Origin of the sequence: Pollutimonas bauzanensis (assembly GCF_900129885.1) — a bacterium.
Taxonomy (GTDB): domain Bacteria; phylum Pseudomonadota; class Gammaproteobacteria; order Burkholderiales; family Burkholderiaceae_B; genus Pollutimonas; species Pollutimonas bauzanensis.
Window position 1 is genome coordinate 12,452 of sequence record NZ_FQXE01000021.1, and the last position, 18,139, is coordinate 30,590.

15 protein-coding genes are annotated in these 18,139 nt (G+C 62.4%); 10 read left to right on the forward strand and 5 right to left on the reverse strand.

The genetic code is table 11. The features are described 5' to 3' along the window. Positions 1 to 5: 5 nt before the first annotated feature. Positions 6 to 1,019, forward strand: a complete 1,014-nt coding sequence (locus tag BUB23_RS24310) for a Bug family tripartite tricarboxylate transporter substrate binding protein (protein ID WP_073109391.1) — start codon at positions 6 to 8, stop codon at positions 1,017 to 1,019. Positions 1,020 to 1,069: 50 nt separating this feature from the next. Here BUB23_RS24310 and BUB23_RS24315 read toward each other — a convergent pair whose 3' ends face one another. The 5 genes from BUB23_RS24315 to BUB23_RS24335 form a co-directional block, all read right to left on the reverse strand. Further along, positions 1,070 to 1,975: a LysR substrate-binding domain-containing protein gene (locus tag BUB23_RS24315; RefSeq protein WP_073109396.1), complete on the reverse strand. Its 906-nt coding sequence runs from the start codon at positions 1,973 to 1,975 to the stop codon at positions 1,070 to 1,072. 201 nt (positions 1,976 to 2,176) lie between these two features. After that, entirely contained in the window at positions 2,177 to 3,178 is a 1,002-nt protein-coding gene (locus tag BUB23_RS24320) for a Bug family tripartite tricarboxylate transporter substrate binding protein (protein WP_084136237.1), read from the reverse strand. Between the two features lie 2 nt (positions 3,179 to 3,180). Continuing rightward, positions 3,181 to 4,341 (reverse strand): alpha-hydroxy acid oxidase, encoded by a 1,161-nt coding sequence (locus tag BUB23_RS24325; RefSeq protein WP_073109399.1) that lies wholly within the window; start codon positions 4,339 to 4,341, stop codon positions 3,181 to 3,183. Positions 4,342 to 4,373: 32 nt separating this feature from the next. Further along, positions 4,374 to 6,152 (reverse strand): thiamine pyrophosphate-binding protein, encoded by a 1,779-nt coding sequence (locus BUB23_RS24330; RefSeq protein WP_073109403.1) that lies wholly within the window; start codon positions 6,150 to 6,152, stop codon positions 4,374 to 4,376. A gap of 2 nt (positions 6,153 to 6,154) precedes the next feature. Continuing rightward, positions 6,155 to 7,120, reverse strand: a complete 966-nt coding sequence (locus BUB23_RS24335) for a Bug family tripartite tricarboxylate transporter substrate binding protein (protein WP_073109409.1) — start codon at positions 7,118 to 7,120, stop codon at positions 6,155 to 6,157. Positions 7,121 to 7,414: 294 nt separating this feature from the next. Between BUB23_RS24335 and BUB23_RS24340 the strand changes: the two genes are divergently transcribed. The 9 genes from BUB23_RS24340 (at position 7,415) to BUB23_RS24380 (ending at position 18,108) form a co-directional block, all read left to right on the forward strand. Next, positions 7,415 to 8,899: an aldehyde dehydrogenase gene (locus BUB23_RS24340; protein WP_073109414.1), complete on the forward strand. Its 1,485-nt coding sequence runs from the start codon at positions 7,415 to 7,417 to the stop codon at positions 8,897 to 8,899. A gap of 28 nt (positions 8,900 to 8,927) precedes the next feature. Then, on the forward strand, positions 8,928 to 10,529 hold the full coding sequence (locus BUB23_RS24345; RefSeq protein ID WP_073109420.1) for a GMC family oxidoreductase: 1,602 nt from the start codon (positions 8,928 to 8,930) through the stop codon (positions 10,527 to 10,529). Beyond that, positions 10,526 to 11,740 (forward strand): ABC transporter substrate-binding protein, encoded by a 1,215-nt coding sequence (locus BUB23_RS24350; RefSeq protein WP_073109423.1) that lies wholly within the window; start codon positions 10,526 to 10,528, stop codon positions 11,738 to 11,740. Before BUB23_RS24345 ends, BUB23_RS24350 begins: the two co-directional genes overlap by 4 nt. A 184-nt stretch (positions 11,741 to 11,924) precedes the next feature. Next, positions 11,925 to 12,890: a Bug family tripartite tricarboxylate transporter substrate binding protein gene (locus BUB23_RS24355; RefSeq protein ID WP_073109427.1), complete on the forward strand. Its 966-nt coding sequence runs from the start codon at positions 11,925 to 11,927 to the stop codon at positions 12,888 to 12,890. A gap of 43 nt (positions 12,891 to 12,933) precedes the next feature. Then, the gene (locus BUB23_RS24360; RefSeq protein ID WP_073109430.1) at positions 12,934 to 13,767 is read left to right on the forward strand and encodes an alpha/beta fold hydrolase; all 834 of its coding nucleotides are present in this window, start codon (positions 12,934 to 12,936) and stop codon (positions 13,765 to 13,767) included. A 67-nt stretch (positions 13,768 to 13,834) separates the two neighbouring features. Further along, on the forward strand, positions 13,835 to 14,722 hold the full coding sequence (locus tag BUB23_RS24365) for an FAD binding domain-containing protein (RefSeq protein ID WP_073109435.1): 888 nt from the start codon (positions 13,835 to 13,837) through the stop codon (positions 14,720 to 14,722). Beyond that, entirely contained in the window at positions 14,709 to 17,018 is a 2,310-nt protein-coding gene (locus BUB23_RS24370; RefSeq protein WP_073109440.1) for a xanthine dehydrogenase family protein molybdopterin-binding subunit, read from the forward strand. The genes BUB23_RS24365 and BUB23_RS24370 overlap by 14 nt, the downstream gene beginning before the upstream one ends. Beyond that, on the forward strand, positions 17,015 to 17,512 hold the full coding sequence (locus tag BUB23_RS24375; protein ID WP_073109444.1) for a (2Fe-2S)-binding protein: 498 nt from the start codon (positions 17,015 to 17,017) through the stop codon (positions 17,510 to 17,512). Before BUB23_RS24370 ends, BUB23_RS24375 begins: the two co-directional genes overlap by 4 nt. Next, a complete protein-coding gene (locus BUB23_RS24380) occupies positions 17,512 to 18,108 on the forward strand; it encodes an SRPBCC family protein (protein WP_073109449.1) in 597 nt (198 codons plus the stop codon). Before BUB23_RS24375 ends, BUB23_RS24380 begins: the two co-directional genes overlap by 1 nt. The last annotated feature ends 31 nt before the right edge of the window (positions 18,109 to 18,139 follow it).

The window sequence follows — 18,139 nt, forward strand, 5'->3', positions numbered from 1 at the left end:
AAATTATGAAAAAAACGTTTTTATCGAGCGCGCGCCGTCGCCAAATTCTGTTGGCATGGGCAGCGGCCGCGAGTATCTTTGCGCTGGCGCCCGCTACGGCGTCCGCGGCAGCCGACTACCCCAGGCAACAGATCACCATCGTTGTGCCATTTCCGCCTGGAGGCCCTTTCGACATCATTGCCCGTGCGCTTTCAACGCCTCTTGCCGCCAAACTCGGACAGCCGGTCGTAGTCGAAAACCGTCCGGGCGCTTCCGGAATGATAGGCGCAACCAGAGTCGCCCGCGCTGCTCCGGATGGCTATACCCTATTGCTGGGGTCGTCCGGAACCCAGGCTTTGAACCCCAACGTCTTTAGCGGCGTTCAGTATAAATCCCCAGATGATTTCGCACCCCTCGCGGAACTCGCGAGAGCTCCATCGATCCTGATGGTGGGCAAGGCAAGCCCTTTCAAGACTGTCGGCGATTTCATAGACTATATGTCGAAGAACCCTGGCGAAATCAACTTGGGGAATGCCGGCGCCGGATCGGTGTCGAACCAGGCGGCAATGACGTTCCTGGCGAGCGTCGGCGGCAAGGTGACGGCAGTGTCGTACAAGGGTACGGCTCCTGCGCTGGTCGACCTGATCGGGGGCCAGATTGACGCACTGTTCGATACGGCGGTGCAAGCGCTGCCGCATATCAAGGGCGATCGCGTTCGTGCGCTCGCAGTGACGTCAGCGGACCGTATCGCGAGCTTGCCGAATGTTCCGACCCTCAATGAGACCTGCTGCAAGGGCGCTGAACTGTTGATTTGGTACGGATTGCTGGCTCCCGCCAAAACACCCAAGGATGTCATCGGTATTCTTACCAGGGCTGTCCTCGAGGCGCGGTCGGATCCACAGTTCCAGGCGGTGATGCGCGCCGGGGAGGCTATCGTTCCTTCCCCGTCCGAAGGCGCTGCCGAATTCGCCGCCAAGATCAATCGGGACGTGGTGCTCTTCGAAGAACTGGCCCGCAAAGCGGGTGTCGTCAAGCAGTGATGTGTCTACGCCGACGACGTCACAAGGGTCGAATACGGCCACGCGCCGGTTCAGCCCTGCCGTTTCGTCTTCCGTGAGAATTGTCCCAGGGCCCACTCCCGGAAAAAACGGATCTTGGGAACGTCCGCCTGGTCTTTGTGATGGGCCAGGAAATAGTTGACGTCCAGCCTGACCTTTTGTTCGAAGGGGGCGACCAGCGTGCCGTCGCGCAGCTCCTTCTGTATCAGCCAGGATCGGCCTATGCAGATTCCCAGGCCGCTCAGCGCGGCTTCCACCGTGAGGAACAGGCCTTTGAAGCTGATTTCGTCTTTGAATACCATGGGCTCGTCGCAGGTTTGCGCCATCCAGGCCGACCAGTCGTCTTCCACGATGGGCGACACAGACCTCAATATGGTGTGCTTGATCAGGTCTAGGGGCTGCTTCAGGTTTCCCTGTTTCATTACTGCCGGGCTGCACACGGGAAATATGTCATCCGGCGGAAAAGGATAGACCGCGAGATTCGGCATGGTGTTCACGCCGTATCCGATGCCCACGTCGAACTCCTGCTCGGCTATGCGGTCCGCTCCGATCACCGGCGTCAACCGAATCTCGATGTCGGGATGCAGCCGGCGAAAGCCCGGCAGGGCGGGCAGCAGGCATTTGGCGGCGAAAGTCGACAGGCAGGCAATATGCAGCCTGGACTCCCGCGTGCTGGATACTTCATCCGTAGCGGTGCCTATCATGACGAGCGCAGGCCTGATCTGCCTCAGATAGTCCAGGCCGCTTTGCGTCAGCGTAATCTTATTGGGCCGGCGTTCGAACAACTGAGTGGCAAGAAGCGTTTCGAGCTCCTTGATCTGGTGGCTGATGGCCGTCTGAGTCAGATTGAGTTCGCGCGCGGCGCGCGTGAAGCTCAAATGGCGAGCCGTGGCCTCGAAAGCGCGCAACGCAGTCAGCTTGGGGAAATGCTTGGGCATGAATGTCCGCCTCCAACGGACGTGGCAATTCCCTATGCCTGCCAGTGTCTCTGGATGAGTCTTCTGCCAAATTATCGGCGCGCTCTTCGGATAGGCGGGTGCCATCTTGCTGGAGTCACGACTTATAACACATTGAGACACTGCAGAACAGAAAGCCGGGAGCGGTTCGGCGCCCGGCTTCGGCGGTCCGGACGCGAAGGCCTAGTTGGGCTTGATCTCCATGCGCGCTATGTCGGCGCCGTTCTGTTCATATTCGCTGCGCAGGCGCTTGGCGAGATCGGCGGGCGACATGGACTCCGGCTCGACCCCGCGTCGCGTCATGTCCTGGCGGAACTGGTCCGTAGCGACGACGGCAGCGACGTCCTTGCTGATTTTCTCGACGATGGCGTCCGGCGTGGAGCCGGGCGCCAGCACAGCCAGCCAGCCAAGCGCGCCGAAGCGCTCATAGCCCAATTCCTTGGCCGTAGGCACATCGGGCAGCAAAGGCGCGCGCTTGGGCCCGAGATTGGCGATAGGCACAACCCTGCTGTCCGTGAGCACAGGCACGATGGTGCCGATCGATACCGTCATGACAGGTATGTGGCCCGCCATCACGTCCTGAAGCGCGGGCGAGGCGCTTTTGTACGGCACATGGTTCAGCTTGATTTTGGCCTGTTGCTGAAACCGCTCCCACGCCAGGTGATGGGTGCTTCCTATGCCGTTGGTCGCAAAGTTGATGGCGCCGGGATTCGCCTTGGCGTTTTTGATGAGATCTTCCAGCGACTTGAAGCCCGCGTTGGAATTGGCCAATACGATATACGGATATGTGCCCGAGGTGGATACGGGTTTCAGGTCGGACAGCGTTTTGTAGGGGATATTGCTGTTGAAATGCGGCATGGATACCAGCACGCCGTCGTCGGTATAAAAGAGGGTGTAGCCGTCGCCCTTGGCCTTGGCCACCGTGGAGCCGCCTATGGCTCCGGCTGCGCCGGGGCGGTTCTCCACGACGACGGACTGTCCCCATAGCTTGCTCAGGCCTTCGGCCAAGGTCCGCGCGGTGATGTCCACGACGCCGCCAGGCCCATAGGGAACCACCAGGGAAACCGGCCTGGATGGATAGGCCTCTCCTTGCGCGAAGGCCGGAGGCGCCGTCAATAGCGTTGCAGCGGTGACGGTGAGTGCATGGGCAAACAGTTGTCTGCGTAAGGGGTTCAATAGCGGCATAATTATCTCCTCTGCTGGTATGGCGCCGACACGTAATCCGGCGATAGCGTTTTAACTGATCCGCAGCCTAGCAATATCATGGTTCTTGCGGTTTCTTCTTCGAGAATTTGTAGGGCCCGTGCAGCCCCGGCGGCTCCGGCCGCGGCGACGCCATAAAGCGGGGCGCGGCCAAGCACGACGGCATTGGCGCCCAGCGACAGCGCTTTCACAATGTCCGCCCCCCGGCGAAAGCCTCCATCGGCGAGGATGGTCAGGCGCTTGCCGACAGCATCGGCGATGGGTTCGATCGACTGTATGGTGGAAACGGCGCCGTCCAGCTGCCGTCCTCCGTGATTCGAGATGACGATTCCGTCAGCCCCCATGTTGAGCGCCTGACGCGCATCCTGCACCGACAGGACGCCTTTGATCAGGAAGGGGCCCTTCCACATGGCGCGTATGGCGGCGACGTCGTCCCATGACAGGTCCGGGTGCCTGTGCTTGCGGGTGAATGCCGCGATCTCGTGTATGTCGGCCGCCGGGTGGACGAATTCGAGCAGATTCTCGAAGCGCGGCACGCCCTTGAGCCATACATTCCATAGCCAGCCGGGATGCAGCAGTCCGTCCAGGACTGTCCGCGGGCTTATGGTCACGTCATGGGCGAAGCGGTTGCGCCTGTCCCTTTCGCGGTTTCCGGGCACGGGGGTGTCCACCGTCAGGACCAGGCATGTGAATCCGGCGGCGGCGGCGCGATCGAGCAAGCGCCTCCATACTTTCCGATCGCCCCAGGGATAAAGCTGGAACCATTTCACTCCCCTGGTCGCGGCTCCGACGGTTTCGATCGACTCGTTGGATGCCGTGGCCAGCGCGAATGCCGCGCCGGCTTGCTCCGCGGCCCTCGCCAGAACGAGATCGGCATGGCGATGAAAGATGCCGTTCATGCCTGTGGGGCCAACGACGGCGGGAAACGCCAGGGATTCGCCGAATAGCGTAACGCCAAGGTCTGCCTTTTTGTGGCCCGCGACAATGCGCGGAATAAATTCCACTTCGTCCAGGGACGACCGGTTTCTCCTCAGCGTGACCTCATCCTCGGCCGCGCCTTCGAGGTATTCATAGATGACGCGCGGCAGGCGCCGCCGCGCGAGCTCCCGCAAGTCGTGTATGTTGATTGCAGCGTCGATATTCATTGGCCGGGTCCGGTGCCTTGTCTCTGTGCCGTTCAGTTGCCGCGCGTGAGGGGCGCAATGGAGTAGCCAGTGGCCACATGAGCATCGATGAAGTAAGGCTCGCCTCGCTTTACCGCCTCCAGTCCGCGCAGGATCGCGCGTTCGAGGTCCGGCACGTTGCTTATGGGGCCTTCGGCCTGTATGCCTTGCGCACGGGCAATGGCCGCCAGGTCCGGCGCCGGGTCGTCGATGCGCTGTCCTATCCAGCGGTTCTCGACGGGCCGCTTACGCGTGCGCGCCACGGTTTCCTGGTGCATTTCGTCGTTGAAGTTGGACCGATTGTTGGAAACGATGATGAGCGCCGGCAACTCGTATCTGGCCGCGGTCCACAAAGCGGTTGCGCCCTGCAGGAAGTCGCCGTCGCCCATCACGGAGACGACCAGCCGGCCGCTGTCCTTGAGCGCCAAGGCGATGCCTACGGTCAGCCCCGGCCCCGCCGCGAGCCCCGCCCCGCCATCGCTGCCAAGGAAATCCAGCGGTTCGTGGAAGTGATAGGCATCGCCGGCCCAGCCATAGGTGGCGTGCGCCAGGGAAATGGCGTGGTCGCCGCGCAGGCGCTGCAGGGACACTTCAATGTCGCGTGGCGCGATTTCCGTGGCGCTGTTCGCGCTGTATTCGGCTTGCGGGGCTGTGTTGCGGCTTCTGCCGTCCCATTTCCTTTTGCCGCCCAGGCGCTTCTTGACGACGGCCAGCAACTGCTCGACGACGGCATCGGGGCTGGCCTGCACAGGCAGGTCCACGGGCGGCAGGCCGAAGTAGTCCATGCTCCAGCCCCGGTGCAGCTGGTTGTCCAGCGAGGCATGGGCGATGGTGGCGGCCATGGAGTCGACATCGTCCTGGACTTGCCTGAGGAAGCCGCGCAGATCGACCCAATCCAGGCTGAGGATCGCATCGGCGGCCCCCGCGAGTTTTTTCGCATTGGCATTCAGCCAGTACACGGGCGGCACCGCCATCAAAGGATGTTCGGTGGGGAAGATAGCGCGGTCGCGTATCGACGTCATGACCGATGCGCCCAGCAGTTCCGCCAGCTCCACGCGCCGGTTCCATGCCTCTTGTTGGCGCGAACCTCTGCCAAAGAGCAGCAAGGGATTTTTCGCATTCAGCATTACGTCGGCCAGCTTTTCCATGGTCTGCTCGCCGGCTCGTGGCGGCGGCGCCGGCTGGTAGCGCGCCGCGCCGGGGATGGACAGCTCGCCGGCCAGGCGGCTTTCCTGCAGGCCGGCGTCCAGGCAGATATAGACGGGCGCCTGGGGTTCCGAGCGCGTCAACTGGGCGCCCCGCCAGAACGCTTCCACTATGCCTTCGGGCGAACGCGGCTCGTCGTCCCACTTGATGAAGTCGCGTATCAGCGCTCCCTGGTCCTTGGCGGTGTGTATCCAGTCTATCCATGGGCGCCGCTTATGTCCGTCGACGGGGCCGGTGGCGCCCACGACCAGCATGGGCATGCGGTCGCAATAGGCATTGAAGATGCCCATGGACCCATGCATCAGGCCGACGTTGCTATGCAGCACTGCCCCCATGGGGCTGTCCGTCACCTTGGCATAGCCGTGGGCGATCGAAACGACATGATCCTCATGCAGGCACAGCAGCATGGCGGGATTTTCATTGCCCAGGTAATTCACCAGGCTGTCGTGAAAGCCTCTATAGCTGGCGCCTGGATTCAGCGCCACATATTTGATGCCTGCGCGGCGCAGCATCTCGGCGGCGACGTCGCTGCCCCATTCCATGACAGCGGGAGTCTTCCCCGCAACTGGCTTGTCCGTCTTGACCATATTTATTGCTCCACCTTGACGCCGGCTTTCCTGGCGATCTCTTTGTTTAGTTCCAATTCCCGCTTGATGCGCGCGGTGAATGCTGCGCTGCTGGTGCCCACCGCGGACCCGCCGCCGGCGGTGAACGCCGTCTGGATTTCGGGCGTGCTTAGCGCGGCCACCACATCTCTATTCAGCTTCTCGACGATGGCCGCGGGGGTGCCGCGCGGCGTGAACAGCCCGACCCAGTTGGATGCGTCGATATCCGGAACGCCGGCTTCCTGGACCGTGCTCCACTCGGGATGGGAAGCCAGGCGCTTGGGCGTCATGACGGCGATGACTTTGATGCGGCCTCCCTTGACATACTCGTTGACGGCCGAAACCCCGAGGACCCCCAGCGCGACCTCGCCCGATGCGACCGCCGCGCTCGCGGGCGCTCCGCCCCGGTAGGGAACGTGCATCAGCTTGATGCCGGCATTGTTTGCAAACCATTCACCGGCAAGATGGTTATAGCTGCCGGTGCCGGGCGTCGAGAAAGTGATGGAGCCTGGCTCCGCCTTGGAGCGGGCGATGACATCAGCCACGGAATTGAGATCGGAGCCGGCGGGTACGGCCAGCGTGAGAGGCGTGTCGCTGACTAATGAGATGGGAATGAAATCCCGGTCCAGGTCGTAGGGCACTTTGCTGAATATGGCGGGATTCACGGAAAACTCGCCGGTATGGGCCATGAGCAGCGTGTAGCCATTGGGCTGCGCGCCCGCGGCCGCGGTGGTGGCGATGAAGCCGTTGCCGCCCGGCTTGTTTTCGATGACGACGGGCTGGCCCCAGGTCTTGGATAGCGCCTGGCCGATGTGGCGGGCGGCGATGTCGACCGTGCCGCCGGCCGCAAAGGGCACCAGGATACGCACCGGCCTGTCGGGATACTGCTGGGCGGAAGCGGAAGCGGACAAGAGCATTGCGGCGAGCAAGCCTATGAGCTTTGATTTCATTGTTGTCTCCGTGGCGGGCCCTCGCATGGGCCTCGATGTATTTCGTAGCGGCAGGATATCGCCCGCCGCCTTTCGCCGGCAAACGATGAATATCGATGAACGCCATGAGCTAATTTCATGAGACCGGTTTGAGACGGCCGCCCCGAGCGCCGCCATGGCGCGAGGCCATGAAAATAGCTCATGGTCGATAGCGAAAACTTTCGTTTGCCGGCCCTTGCGAGCCCCGCGATACTTCGATCATCAGATGCCCGGCACCAGAGTGGCAGGCAAACCCATCACGAGGAGAATTCAGGAATGAGCGCAACGAACGACGCGGCCTTGCATGAATATGGCAATTGGATCAACGGCCGCGAGCAGCCATCGTCGGCCACCATGGATTCGATGAACCCGTATACCCAGAAAGCCTGGGCGCGAGTGGCCGAAGGCACCGCCGGGGATGTCGACCAGGCGGTGCGCGCCGCACGCGCTGCATTCGAGACCGGCCCGTGGTCGGAAATGACGGCGACCCAGCGCGCCGCGCTTCTGCGCCGGCTGGGCGACATCATCAAGCGCGACGCCGAGGATCTGGCCCGCTGCGAATCGACCGACAATGGGAAGCTGTACAAGGAAATGCTGGGCCAGTGGCAGTATCTGCCCGAGTGGTTTTACTATAACGCCGGCCTGGCAGACAAGCTGCAGGGCGACGTGATACCGTCGGACCGCCCCAATTTCATGATCTATACGCGCCATGAACCCATAGGCGTCGTGGGCGCCATCACGCCGTGGAATTCGCCTGGCTTGCTGCTCATCTTCAAGCTCGCGGCCGGATTGGCCGCGGGGTGCACCTTCGTCGTCAAGCCTTCCGAGCACACGCCGGTGTCCACGATAGAGCTGGCCCGGCGCATACATGAAGCGGGCTTTCCCGACGGCGTATTCAACGTCGTCACGGGTCAGGCCGCCGTGGGCGCCGCTCTGGTAAGCCATCCGGGCATAGACAAGATAGCGTTCACAGGCGCTACCGAAACCGGCAAGCGGATCGCCGCCGAAGCCGCCAAGCACCTGACACGCGTGTCGCTGGAGCTGGGCGGCAAGTCGCCCAACATCATCTTCAACGATGCCGATCTGGATGTGGCCGCCAATGGCGCCGTCGCGGGCATATTCGCGGCTACGGGCCAAACCTGCATGGCGGGATCGCGCCTGCTTGTCCAGGAGGACATCTATGACGTCATGCTGGAGAAAATCATCGCGCTGACCAAGACGATACGCTTGGGGGACCCGATGGATCCGGCCACCGAAATGGGCCCTTGCTCCAATGCGCCGCAGATGAATAAGGTCCTGGAATATATCGAGGTGGCCAAGCAGGATGGCGCAACCCTGGCATACGGCGGGGGAGTCGATCCGGAGCGGGGCGGCCTGTTTGTGCAGCCCACCATATTCTCGAATGTCAACAATGACATGCGTATCGCCAGGGAGGAAGTCTTCGGTCCGGTGCTTGGCGTCATCCCGTTCAAGGACGAGGCCGATGCCGTTCGCATTGCCAATGACACTCGCTTCGGGCTGGCCGCCGCGGTCTGGACCCAGAACGTGCACCGGGCGCATCGCGTCGCCCATAGGCTGCGGGCGGGAACAGTATGGATCAATGCCTACCGCGTCGTCTCCTTCGCCGCGCCATTCGGCGGATTTGGAGAAAGCGGGCTGGGCCGCGAGAACGGGGTCGACGCCATCCGCGAATTCACCGAAACCAAGTCCGTCTACGTGGAGCTTAGCGGCGCGCCGCGCGACCCCTTCAAATTGGGCTGAGGCCTCGAAGGACTGAGGGCCGGCAATCATGCGGGAAGATCACTTTGACGTTGTCATCGTCGGCGCGGGCAGCGCCGGCTGCGTACTCGCGGACAAGCTTACCGAAGGCCGTCCCCATCAAAAGATACTGCTTATCGAGGCCGGATCCCGCGACCGGATGGAAATGCTGCATGTCCCAGCGGGGTTCAATTACGTTGCGTTCGATAAACGGGTGATCTGGGATTACAAGACCGAGCCGGAGCCCGGCCTGGGCGGGCGGCGCATCGATTACGTCCGCGGCCGCGTCCTGGGAGGATCCAGCAGCATCAACGCGATGGTGCACGTTCGCGGCAATCCGGCGGATTACGATGGCTGGGCGGCATCCGGATGCACCGGATGGGGCTGGGCCGACGTGCTGCCGCACTTCAGGGACATGGAGCAGCACGCCGATGGCGCCTCCGGCCTGCATGGCGCGGGCGGACCCATGCCGGTGACGCCCGCCCAGCGCCATCCCGCGAGCGATGCCTTTATCAAGGCCATGGTGCAATCCGGCCTGCGCTTCACCAGCGACTTCGACGCCGGCGGGCAGGAGGGGGCCGGCTACTATCATCAGGCCGTCAAAAGGGGCCGCCGGCAAAGCGCGGCGAAGACCTTTCTGCGGCGCGCGCTGCGACGTCCGAATCTGAGCCTGTGCACAGACTCCATCGTAGAAAGAATCGAGTTCGACGGCAAGGTGGCGACAGGTGTGTGGGTTTCGCGCAAAGGCGCTCCCGGCGTCCTCATGCGGGGCCGCAAGATCGTGCTTTGCGGCGGCACCGTGGGCAGCGCGCAATTGCTGCAATTATCCGGCATAGGGCCGGCGGCGCGGCTGTCGAAGCTCGGCATACCGGTACTGATAGACCGGCCGGCCGTGGGCGAGAACGTGCAGGACCACTATCAGGCGCCTGTGGTCGTCAGGACCCGCAATATCCCTACGCTCAACGATTATGCGGGCGGCCTGGCGCTGCTGGGCCAGATAGCGCGCTATTACCTTCGGCGCGACGGCCTGCTGGCCTATAACGCCACGCAGGCCGGCGCATTCGTGCGCTCGGCCGGCGACGTGCCGCATCCGGACCTGCAGATCCTGTTCGCGCCCGGCGCGCTGGATCCCGCGGCCCACCCCAGAAAGCTGGACAAGACCGCCGGCGTGACCGCCATCGTGTGCGCCCTGCAGCCTGAATCCCGCGGCCATATACGCATCACATCGAGGCGCGCTCAGGACTATCCCGAAATACTCGGCGGGTATCTCGCCCACCCCTATGACCGCGCCATGATGCTCAGGGGTATGCGCTTCCTGCGCAAGGTCTTCGCGCAAGAGGCGTTGCGGCCTTATGTGGCCGAAGAATTCGCGCCCGGGACAGGCGTGGCCAGTGACGAGGATCTGCTCGACTTCTGCCGCAGGAAGGGCGACTCCGTTCATCACCCGGTGGGCTCATGCCGCATGGGCGGCGATGGCGATGCCGTGGCCGACCCCGAATTGCGCGTGCGCGGCGTAGGCGGCCTGTATGTCGCCGATGCCTCGGTCATGCCACGCATTATCCGCGGCAATACCAATGCGGCCACGCTCATGATCGCATCCAAAGCGTCAGAGATCATCAGGAGAGGAAAATGAGAAAACCCACACTCGCAGCGTTTGGCGCCGCCTTTGCAACGGCCATGGCGGCGGCCGGCTCGCCCGCGCTGGCCCAGTATAGCGGCGACGTCATACGCATAGGCCTCGTCACCGATATGTCGGGCCTGTACTCCGACCTGGACGGTTCAGGCGGAGTGGAAGCCTTGAAAATGGCCATCGAGGACCAGGGCGGGCAGATAGACGGCAAGAAAATAGAGTTGCTGTTCTTCGATCACCAGAATCGCGCCGATCTGGCGGCCAACAAGACCAGGGAATGGTTTGACAACGGCGGCGTCGACCTGGTCATCAATGGCGTGAACTCGGCTACCGGCCTTTCCATGGCGCAGGTCGCGGGTGAAAAGAAAAAGGTCTACATTTCCACCGGCTCGGGCACGCCCAAGCTGACCAATGAGGCATGCAATCCCTACACCATCAATTACGTCCACGACACGATTTCGCTGGCGCGGGTAACCGGCAATGCCGTCGTGGACCAGGGCGGCACAAACTGGTTCTTCCTCACCGCCGATTATGCCTTCGGCCATTCTCTCGAGAAAGATAACGGGAGCGTCGTCAAAGCTCGCGGCGGCAAGGTCATGGGCTCCGTCAAGCATCCGCTGGGCACATCCGATTTTTCATCCTTCCTGCTGCAGGCCCAGTCATCCGGCGCGGACATCCTTGGGCTGGCCAATGCCGGCGGCGATCTGAACAGCGCGATCCGGTCGGCCAACGAGTTCGGCGTCACGAAAACCATGAAGCTCGCCGCATTGATGATGTTCATCTCCGACGTGCATGCCCTGGGCCTGGAATCCACCCAAGGCATGTATCTGGCTTCGGCATGGTATTGGGATCTGAACGACCGATCCCGCGCGTGGAGCAAGAGGTTTTACAGCAGGACAAAGAAAATGCCCACTGTCCTCCAGGCGGGGGATTACTCGGCGGCCACGCATTACCTGGAAGCGGTCAAGGCCCTCAAGACAGACCATCCTGAAAAAGTCATGACCCAAATGAAAGCCACCCGGATCGACGACATGTTCACGTCCAACGGCGTCATACGCCCGGATGGACGCATGGTGCACGACATGTATCTGGCACAGGTCAAGGCGCCTTCGGAATCGAAATACCCCTGGGACTACTACAAAATCCTGCAGACGGTGCCTGGCGACCAGGCCTATAACACCAAAGAGGAATCGCAGTGCCCGCTATGGAAATGAGCCCAGGCGCGGATCGATTGGAACGCGGCCGCCATGGCCATGAAAACTCCTCATGGCCCGCAGCGGAAATTTTCGTTTGCCCGCGTTGATCGCCGAAAAGTAAGCTAGGCAGCAACGAGTCGACGGCCGGAAACAGGCCGCGCGAGTGCATTCACTCTACAAAACGACCAAACGGGGACAAAGCATGAAGAAGACATTGGCGGCCTTTCTGGCCCTGGCATTGATATCCGGCGGCGCGCTGGCGCAGAAATACCCCGAAAGGGCGGTCCGTGTCCTCGTTCCTTTCGCGCCGGGCGGCGTGGTGGATATTGCGGCACGGCATGTCAGCGAGGAGCTCTCGCAAATGTGGGGCCAGTCGGTGGTGGTCGAGAACCGGCCCGGCGGAAATGGTTTCATCGCGACTTCCGCCGCGGCGCGCGCCGCGCCCGATGGCTACACGCTGCTCATGGCCCATACCGGCGAGTTCTCGGTGAATCCGGCCATCTTCAAGAATATTCCCTATGAGCTGGAGCGCGATTTTGTTCCCATCTCCCTGGTGAGCGACACGCCGCTGGCGCTGGCGGCAAAAGCCGATTCCAGGCTGAATTCGGTGCGAGACGTCATCGAGCGCTCGAAGGCCGATCCCGGCTCATTGACGTTCTCCTCGCCGGGGACCGGCAGCTACAACCACCTGGCCGGGGAATGGTTCGCGAACAGCGCGGATATCAAGCTCATGCATGTGCCCTATCGCGGCGGATCGCCCGCCGCGGCGGCGGTTGCCTCCGGGGAAGTCGCGCTGGGATTGGTTTCGGTATCGTCGATCGAACAGTTCGCGAAATCGGGGCACGTCAAGATTCTTGCGGTGATGACCAAGCGGCGCATCCCCACACACCCCGATTGGACGACGGTTCAAGATGCCGGCGTGCCGGACGTGGACGCGGCCAACTGGGTGGGCCTGTTTGCGCCGAAAGGCACGCCCGAGGCGATTGTGGACAAGATAAGCCGCGATGTGATCACCGCGCTGAAATCGGAAAAGCTGCAAACGGCGTTTTCGATGGGCGGCGGAGAAGCAGTGGGCAGCACCAGCGACGAATTCCGGGCCCGGATCCAGCGCGACCTCGAAACCAATCGAGTCATCGCCAAGAAAGCCGGCGTGCAGGTCGACCAATAAGGGTCAATAGAAGCTCGAGATCATTCTGCGGGAGTAGACGAACATGGCTGCAGCATATGGCGCCGGTCCAGAGTACGGAACGGCGGATGTCGGAAACGGCGCCTCTATCTATTATCAACACTACAAGCGTGGTCCCAAGGGGCTTTGCGTGGTCCTGCTGCACTCGCTGGCGATGGATCACCGGTTCTGGCGCCTGGTGGCGCCGGAAATCGCAAAACACGTTTCAGTCGTCTGTATTGATGTCCGCGGTCACGGCGCCTCGGCAAAACCGCAGGGGCCTTATTCCATCGCTCTGTTCGCGCAGGACGTAAAGCAGGTGGTGCAGACCCTGGGCTACGGGAAAGTGATCGTGGGCGGGGCCTCCATGGGCGGTTGCATTGCTTTGCAGTTCGCCATCGATTATCCCGAGCTCACCGCCGCGCTGGCTCTCATCGATACCACGGCCTGGTACGGACCGGACGCCCCCCGGGATTGGCAGGGGCGGGCGCAGAAAGCGCGCGCGGAGGGCCTGGCCAGCCTGGTGAAGTTCCAGACGACGCGCTGGTTCAGCGATGCCTTTCTTGCGCAGCGCCCGGATCTGGTTCAGGAGTGCATCGATGCATTCCTGTCCAACGACATCGACGCCTACGCGGCGACATGTCATGCCATGGGCGGCTTCAATGCGCAGGAGCAGGCGAAAAACGTCGCCTCGCCCACGGCTGTCATCGTGGGCGAGGAGGACTACGCGGCTCCGGTCGACATGGCCAGGCGCTTGCATGAGTCCATCGCGGGTTCGACCCTGACGATAATTCCCGCCGCGCGCCATCTGACTCCGCTCGAGACCCCCGGCGTGATCATCGCAGCCCTGTCCGGCTTGCTGGCGGACGCCGCCGAATAATCATGCAAAGAGCGATAACCGAAGCGGCGCTTCATCGCGGCGCTGCAAAACCAAAAGGAGAGTTCGAGTGATTCCCTTCGAGTACCTGGCGCCTCGGACCCTGGAAGAAGCCATCCAATGCCTGGACCCGGAAGACCCGGATATCCGCCCGGTGGGTGGAGGAACGGCCATCATGCTGATGATGAAGGCCGGTGTGCTGCGTCCGACCCGGCTTGTCAGCCTGCGCCGCGTCGAGGACAAGTATCGTGAAATCCGCGTGAACGACGCCGGCGAACTGCGCATAGGCGGCATGGCCAGCCTCGCGGCCCTGGAACAGTCGCCGCTCCTGCGGGGCGGTTGGCCCGTGCTGGCAAGGACTTTCCGCAGCTTGTCGAATATCCGGGTGCGCAATGTCGCTACGATAGGCGGCAATCTCGCGCACGGCGATCCGCATATGGATATGCCGCCGGTATTGTCGGCCCTGGGCGCGCGCGTCCTGGCTACCGGTCCATCCGGCACGCGCGAGATCGCCGTGGAAGAGCTGTGCGTGGGTTACTACGAGACGGTCTTGAACCGCGACGAACTTATTTCAGAAGTCATTGTTCCCCCCATGGGCGGCAGGCGCGCCGTGTACTTCAAGGTCACCACGCGGGCTGCGCACGACTGGCCGGCGCTGGGGGTCGCCGTGTCTTTGCAGCCCGATGGCGGCTCCGTACGCAACGCGAGTCTGATCGTCGGCGCGGCGACGGACCGCCCTACGCGTCTGCACGCAGCCGAAGCCCTGCTGCGCAATGCGACGCCCAGCGATGAAATCCTGCGGCGAGCCGGCCAGGCCGCGGCGGATGCCCTGGACATTGTCAGCGATCAGCACGGATCCGCCGCCTACAAGAAACATTTGCTCAGCGTTTATCTGGGCCGCGCCGTGCGCGCGGCGATGGACGCCTCGAAGGAGGGCGCCTCGCATGACTCACACTGAACTCGCCGCCATGCCTTGGACCCGGGTGGGCAAGTCCCAGCCGCGGCTGGAAGCCAGATCCAAGGTGACCGGCCGGGCCGAATACATACATAACCTGGCTTTGCCGGGCATGTTGCATGCCAAGATACTGCGCAGCACCGTCGCGCATGGCCGTATTCTCTCCATCGATACCAGCGCCGCGCAGGCGCTTCCCGGGGTGCACTCGGTGGTCACGTCGGAAGACGTCTTGAAAATCATACCGGAACCCTATTTTGGTCCGGCGTTCCACGACCAGCCTGTGCTGGCCATCCATAAAGTGCATTACGTGGGCGAGCCGGTGGCCGTGGTCCTCGCCCGGGACCCCTACATCGCCGAAGAGGCATTGCACCTCATCGCGGTGGAATACGAAGAGCTCGCGGCCGTGTTCAACGAGGTCGAAGCGGCGCGATCCGCAGCGGTAGTGCATGATGTGCTCAAGCCAGCCGGCACCTTTCCCGACCTGAAGCATCTGGCGGGCAAGCGCGACACGAATGTGGCTCTCGATTTTCATGTCCGGCGCGGAGATGTGGCCCAGGCTTTCGCCAATGCCGACCATGTCTTCGAGCATACCTTCCGCACCCAGCAAGTAATGCACACTCCACTGGAGCCCATGATTACCCTGGCCGAGCTTACCGACACGGGGATGACGATACATACGTCCTCACAAAGCCCCTCCTTCGTGCGCCTGGAAATTGCCCGGCTGCTGGGCTGGCCCGAAAGCAAGGTTAGGGTAAGGACGGCCTTGCTGGGCGGGGGCTTCGGCGCCAAGCTGTATATCAAGCTGGAAGCGCTTGCCGCCGCGCTGACCTTGATAGCCAGGCTCCCGGTGAAAGTCGCGCTGACCATGGAGGAACAGTTCTACACCATCACCAAGCACGCGACGACGTTCCGGATCAAGACTTCGGTGACGAAAGAAGGCCGCATTACCGGGCGGGAGTGCGAGGTCTGGTGGAATGGCGGCGCGTTTGCCGACATTGGGCCGCGTGTGACGCAGAAGTCCGGCTTCACGGCCGCCGGTCCCTACGATATAGATAATGTATCCATTGATTCATACCAGATTTACACCAATCTGCCGCCGGCGGGGGCGTTCCGCGGTTTTGGCATTACCCAGATGGTTTGGGCCTACGAAAGCCAGGCCGATATCATCGCGCGCGAACTGAAGATGGATCCGGTGGAGTTCCGCCGCATCAACCTGCTGCGCGATGGCCGCCCGCATGCCACGGGAACGATCATGAAAGACGCCGCGCTGATCCAGGTGCTTGACCGGACCGCTGAACGCATGAACTGGCACCTGCCGTTCGACCATGGCGCCGGGACTTTGCGCCGCGGCCGCGGCATAGGCATAGGCTACAAGGCCCTGGTGGCGCCGACGACATCCATGGCCATCGTAAGCCTGTCGGCGGATGGCAGTTGTTTCGTCTATTCAGGCACGGTCGACATGGGACAAGGCTCCGATACGGCGTTTGCCATCGTCGCGGCTGAGGTTCTGGGGCTTGATCCCACTGCTGTACGGGTCATCCATCCCGATACCGACGTCACGCCTTACGACATGGCCACCCTCGGTTCCCGGTCCACCTTTCACATGGGCCATGCCGTCCGGCTGGCGGCGGAAGACGCCCTGGACAAGATGCGCAGTCTCGCGCAGGAACTGGGCATGGAAACGGAAGGCAAGCTGGACGCCGCCAAGATTCTTGTACGGCGGTATGGCATGCAGGCCGGCAACATCATCGGTGTGGGCAGCTTTATTCCGGAGTACATCTCGCCCGACAAGGCGACCGGGCAATCCGCCAATATCACCCCCAACTGGATGGTGGGGGCAACGGGCATCGAAGTGGAAGTCGACACCGAGACGGGGCAGTTCCGCATTGTGCGCATGGAGAATGTGGGGGATTGCGGCACCCCCCTCAACCCGAAGATTGTCGAGACTCAGTTGTCGGGCGCCGCCATCATGCAGCTGGGGGCGGCCCTTTATGAGGAAATGGATTTCGACGAAATGGGACAGTTGCGCAATGCTTCGTTCGCCGAATACAAGATTCCCGGTATTCACGATGTCCCGGCTATCGTGGGCACCGAAATGGTCGACTCCTATCAGCACAATGGCCCGTTTGGCGCGAAAGGGGTGGGAGAAACCGGCACATACGGAGTGGCGTCGGCAATAGCCGCCGCGATCGAAGATGCGGTCGGCCTGCGCCTGACCAGCATGCCCATGAAATACGAAGCGGTCTGCCGCGCCCTGCATGCCTCGGCTCCGCAGTTCAGGTCGGAGACATCACAATGAGCAATACAGCAATGAAGGTCAGCTTCACTCTCAATGGCAAACCCGTCCAGGCGGATATCGAGCCGCACCATACCGTGCTCGATGTCCTGCGCAACACCTTCGCCCTTTACGGCGCCAGGGAAAGCTGCGGCCAGGGCCTGTGCGGATGCTGTACGGTGCTGATCGACGGCAGAAGCGCCAGCGGCTGCCTTTACCTGGCGGCCGCGCTCGACGGCAGCAATGTCGAGACGGTCGAGCACCTCGATGCGGATGGCGAGCTGCATCCCCTGCAGCAGGCTTTCATAGACTGCGGCGCGTTTCAATGCGGCTTCTGTACGTCGGGTTTTCTGCTTATGAGCAAACAGCTGCTGGCGGCCAATCCCGATCCAAGCGACGCCGAAATCCGCAATTACCTGTCCGGAAATTTATGCCGCTGCGCGGCCTATCCGGAAATTATCCAGGCGGTGCGGCTGGCCGCGAACCGAATGAATGAAGCGAAACAAGAGGTGTCGTAGTGGAACTCAAAGGCGAACAAATCATAGCTTTACCCGCAGGGCAAGTGTGGGCCGCGCTGAATGATCCGGCGGTGCTGCAGCAGTGCGTGCCAGGCTGCGACGTTTTCGAATTGACGGGTGAAAACCAGTACAAAATCGTGATGACCGCGACAGTCGGGCCCATAAAGGCAAAGTTCACCGGCAAGCTGCTGCTCTCCGATATCGCGCCTCCCGAATCCTACAAGTTGAGCTTCGACGGCTCCGGCGGCGCGGCGGGCTCCGGCAAAGGGACGGCGGCGGTGTCGTTGGCGCCAATACCCGAAGGAACGAGGCTGCAATACACGGTTAGCGCGACGGTGGGTGGCCGCCTGGCGCAAGTAGGCGCGCGGCTCATAGATGGCGTCGCCAAGAAGATGGCCGATCAGTTCTTCGCCCGCTTCAGAATGACCGTCGAGCCGGCCCGGGAGTTGGCGGACGCGGAGGCGGCCTTCGAAGGCGGCGCTTCCACGGCAGCGGAATCCGCGCCAGCCTCCAGGCGCCGCAACGCGCTGTTGTGGTCCGGCCTCGCCGCGGCGATCGCGGCCCTGGCCATACTCTTTTACATGTACGCGCGTTGATCGAGAACGCGGCACGCCACATCAAGGAATG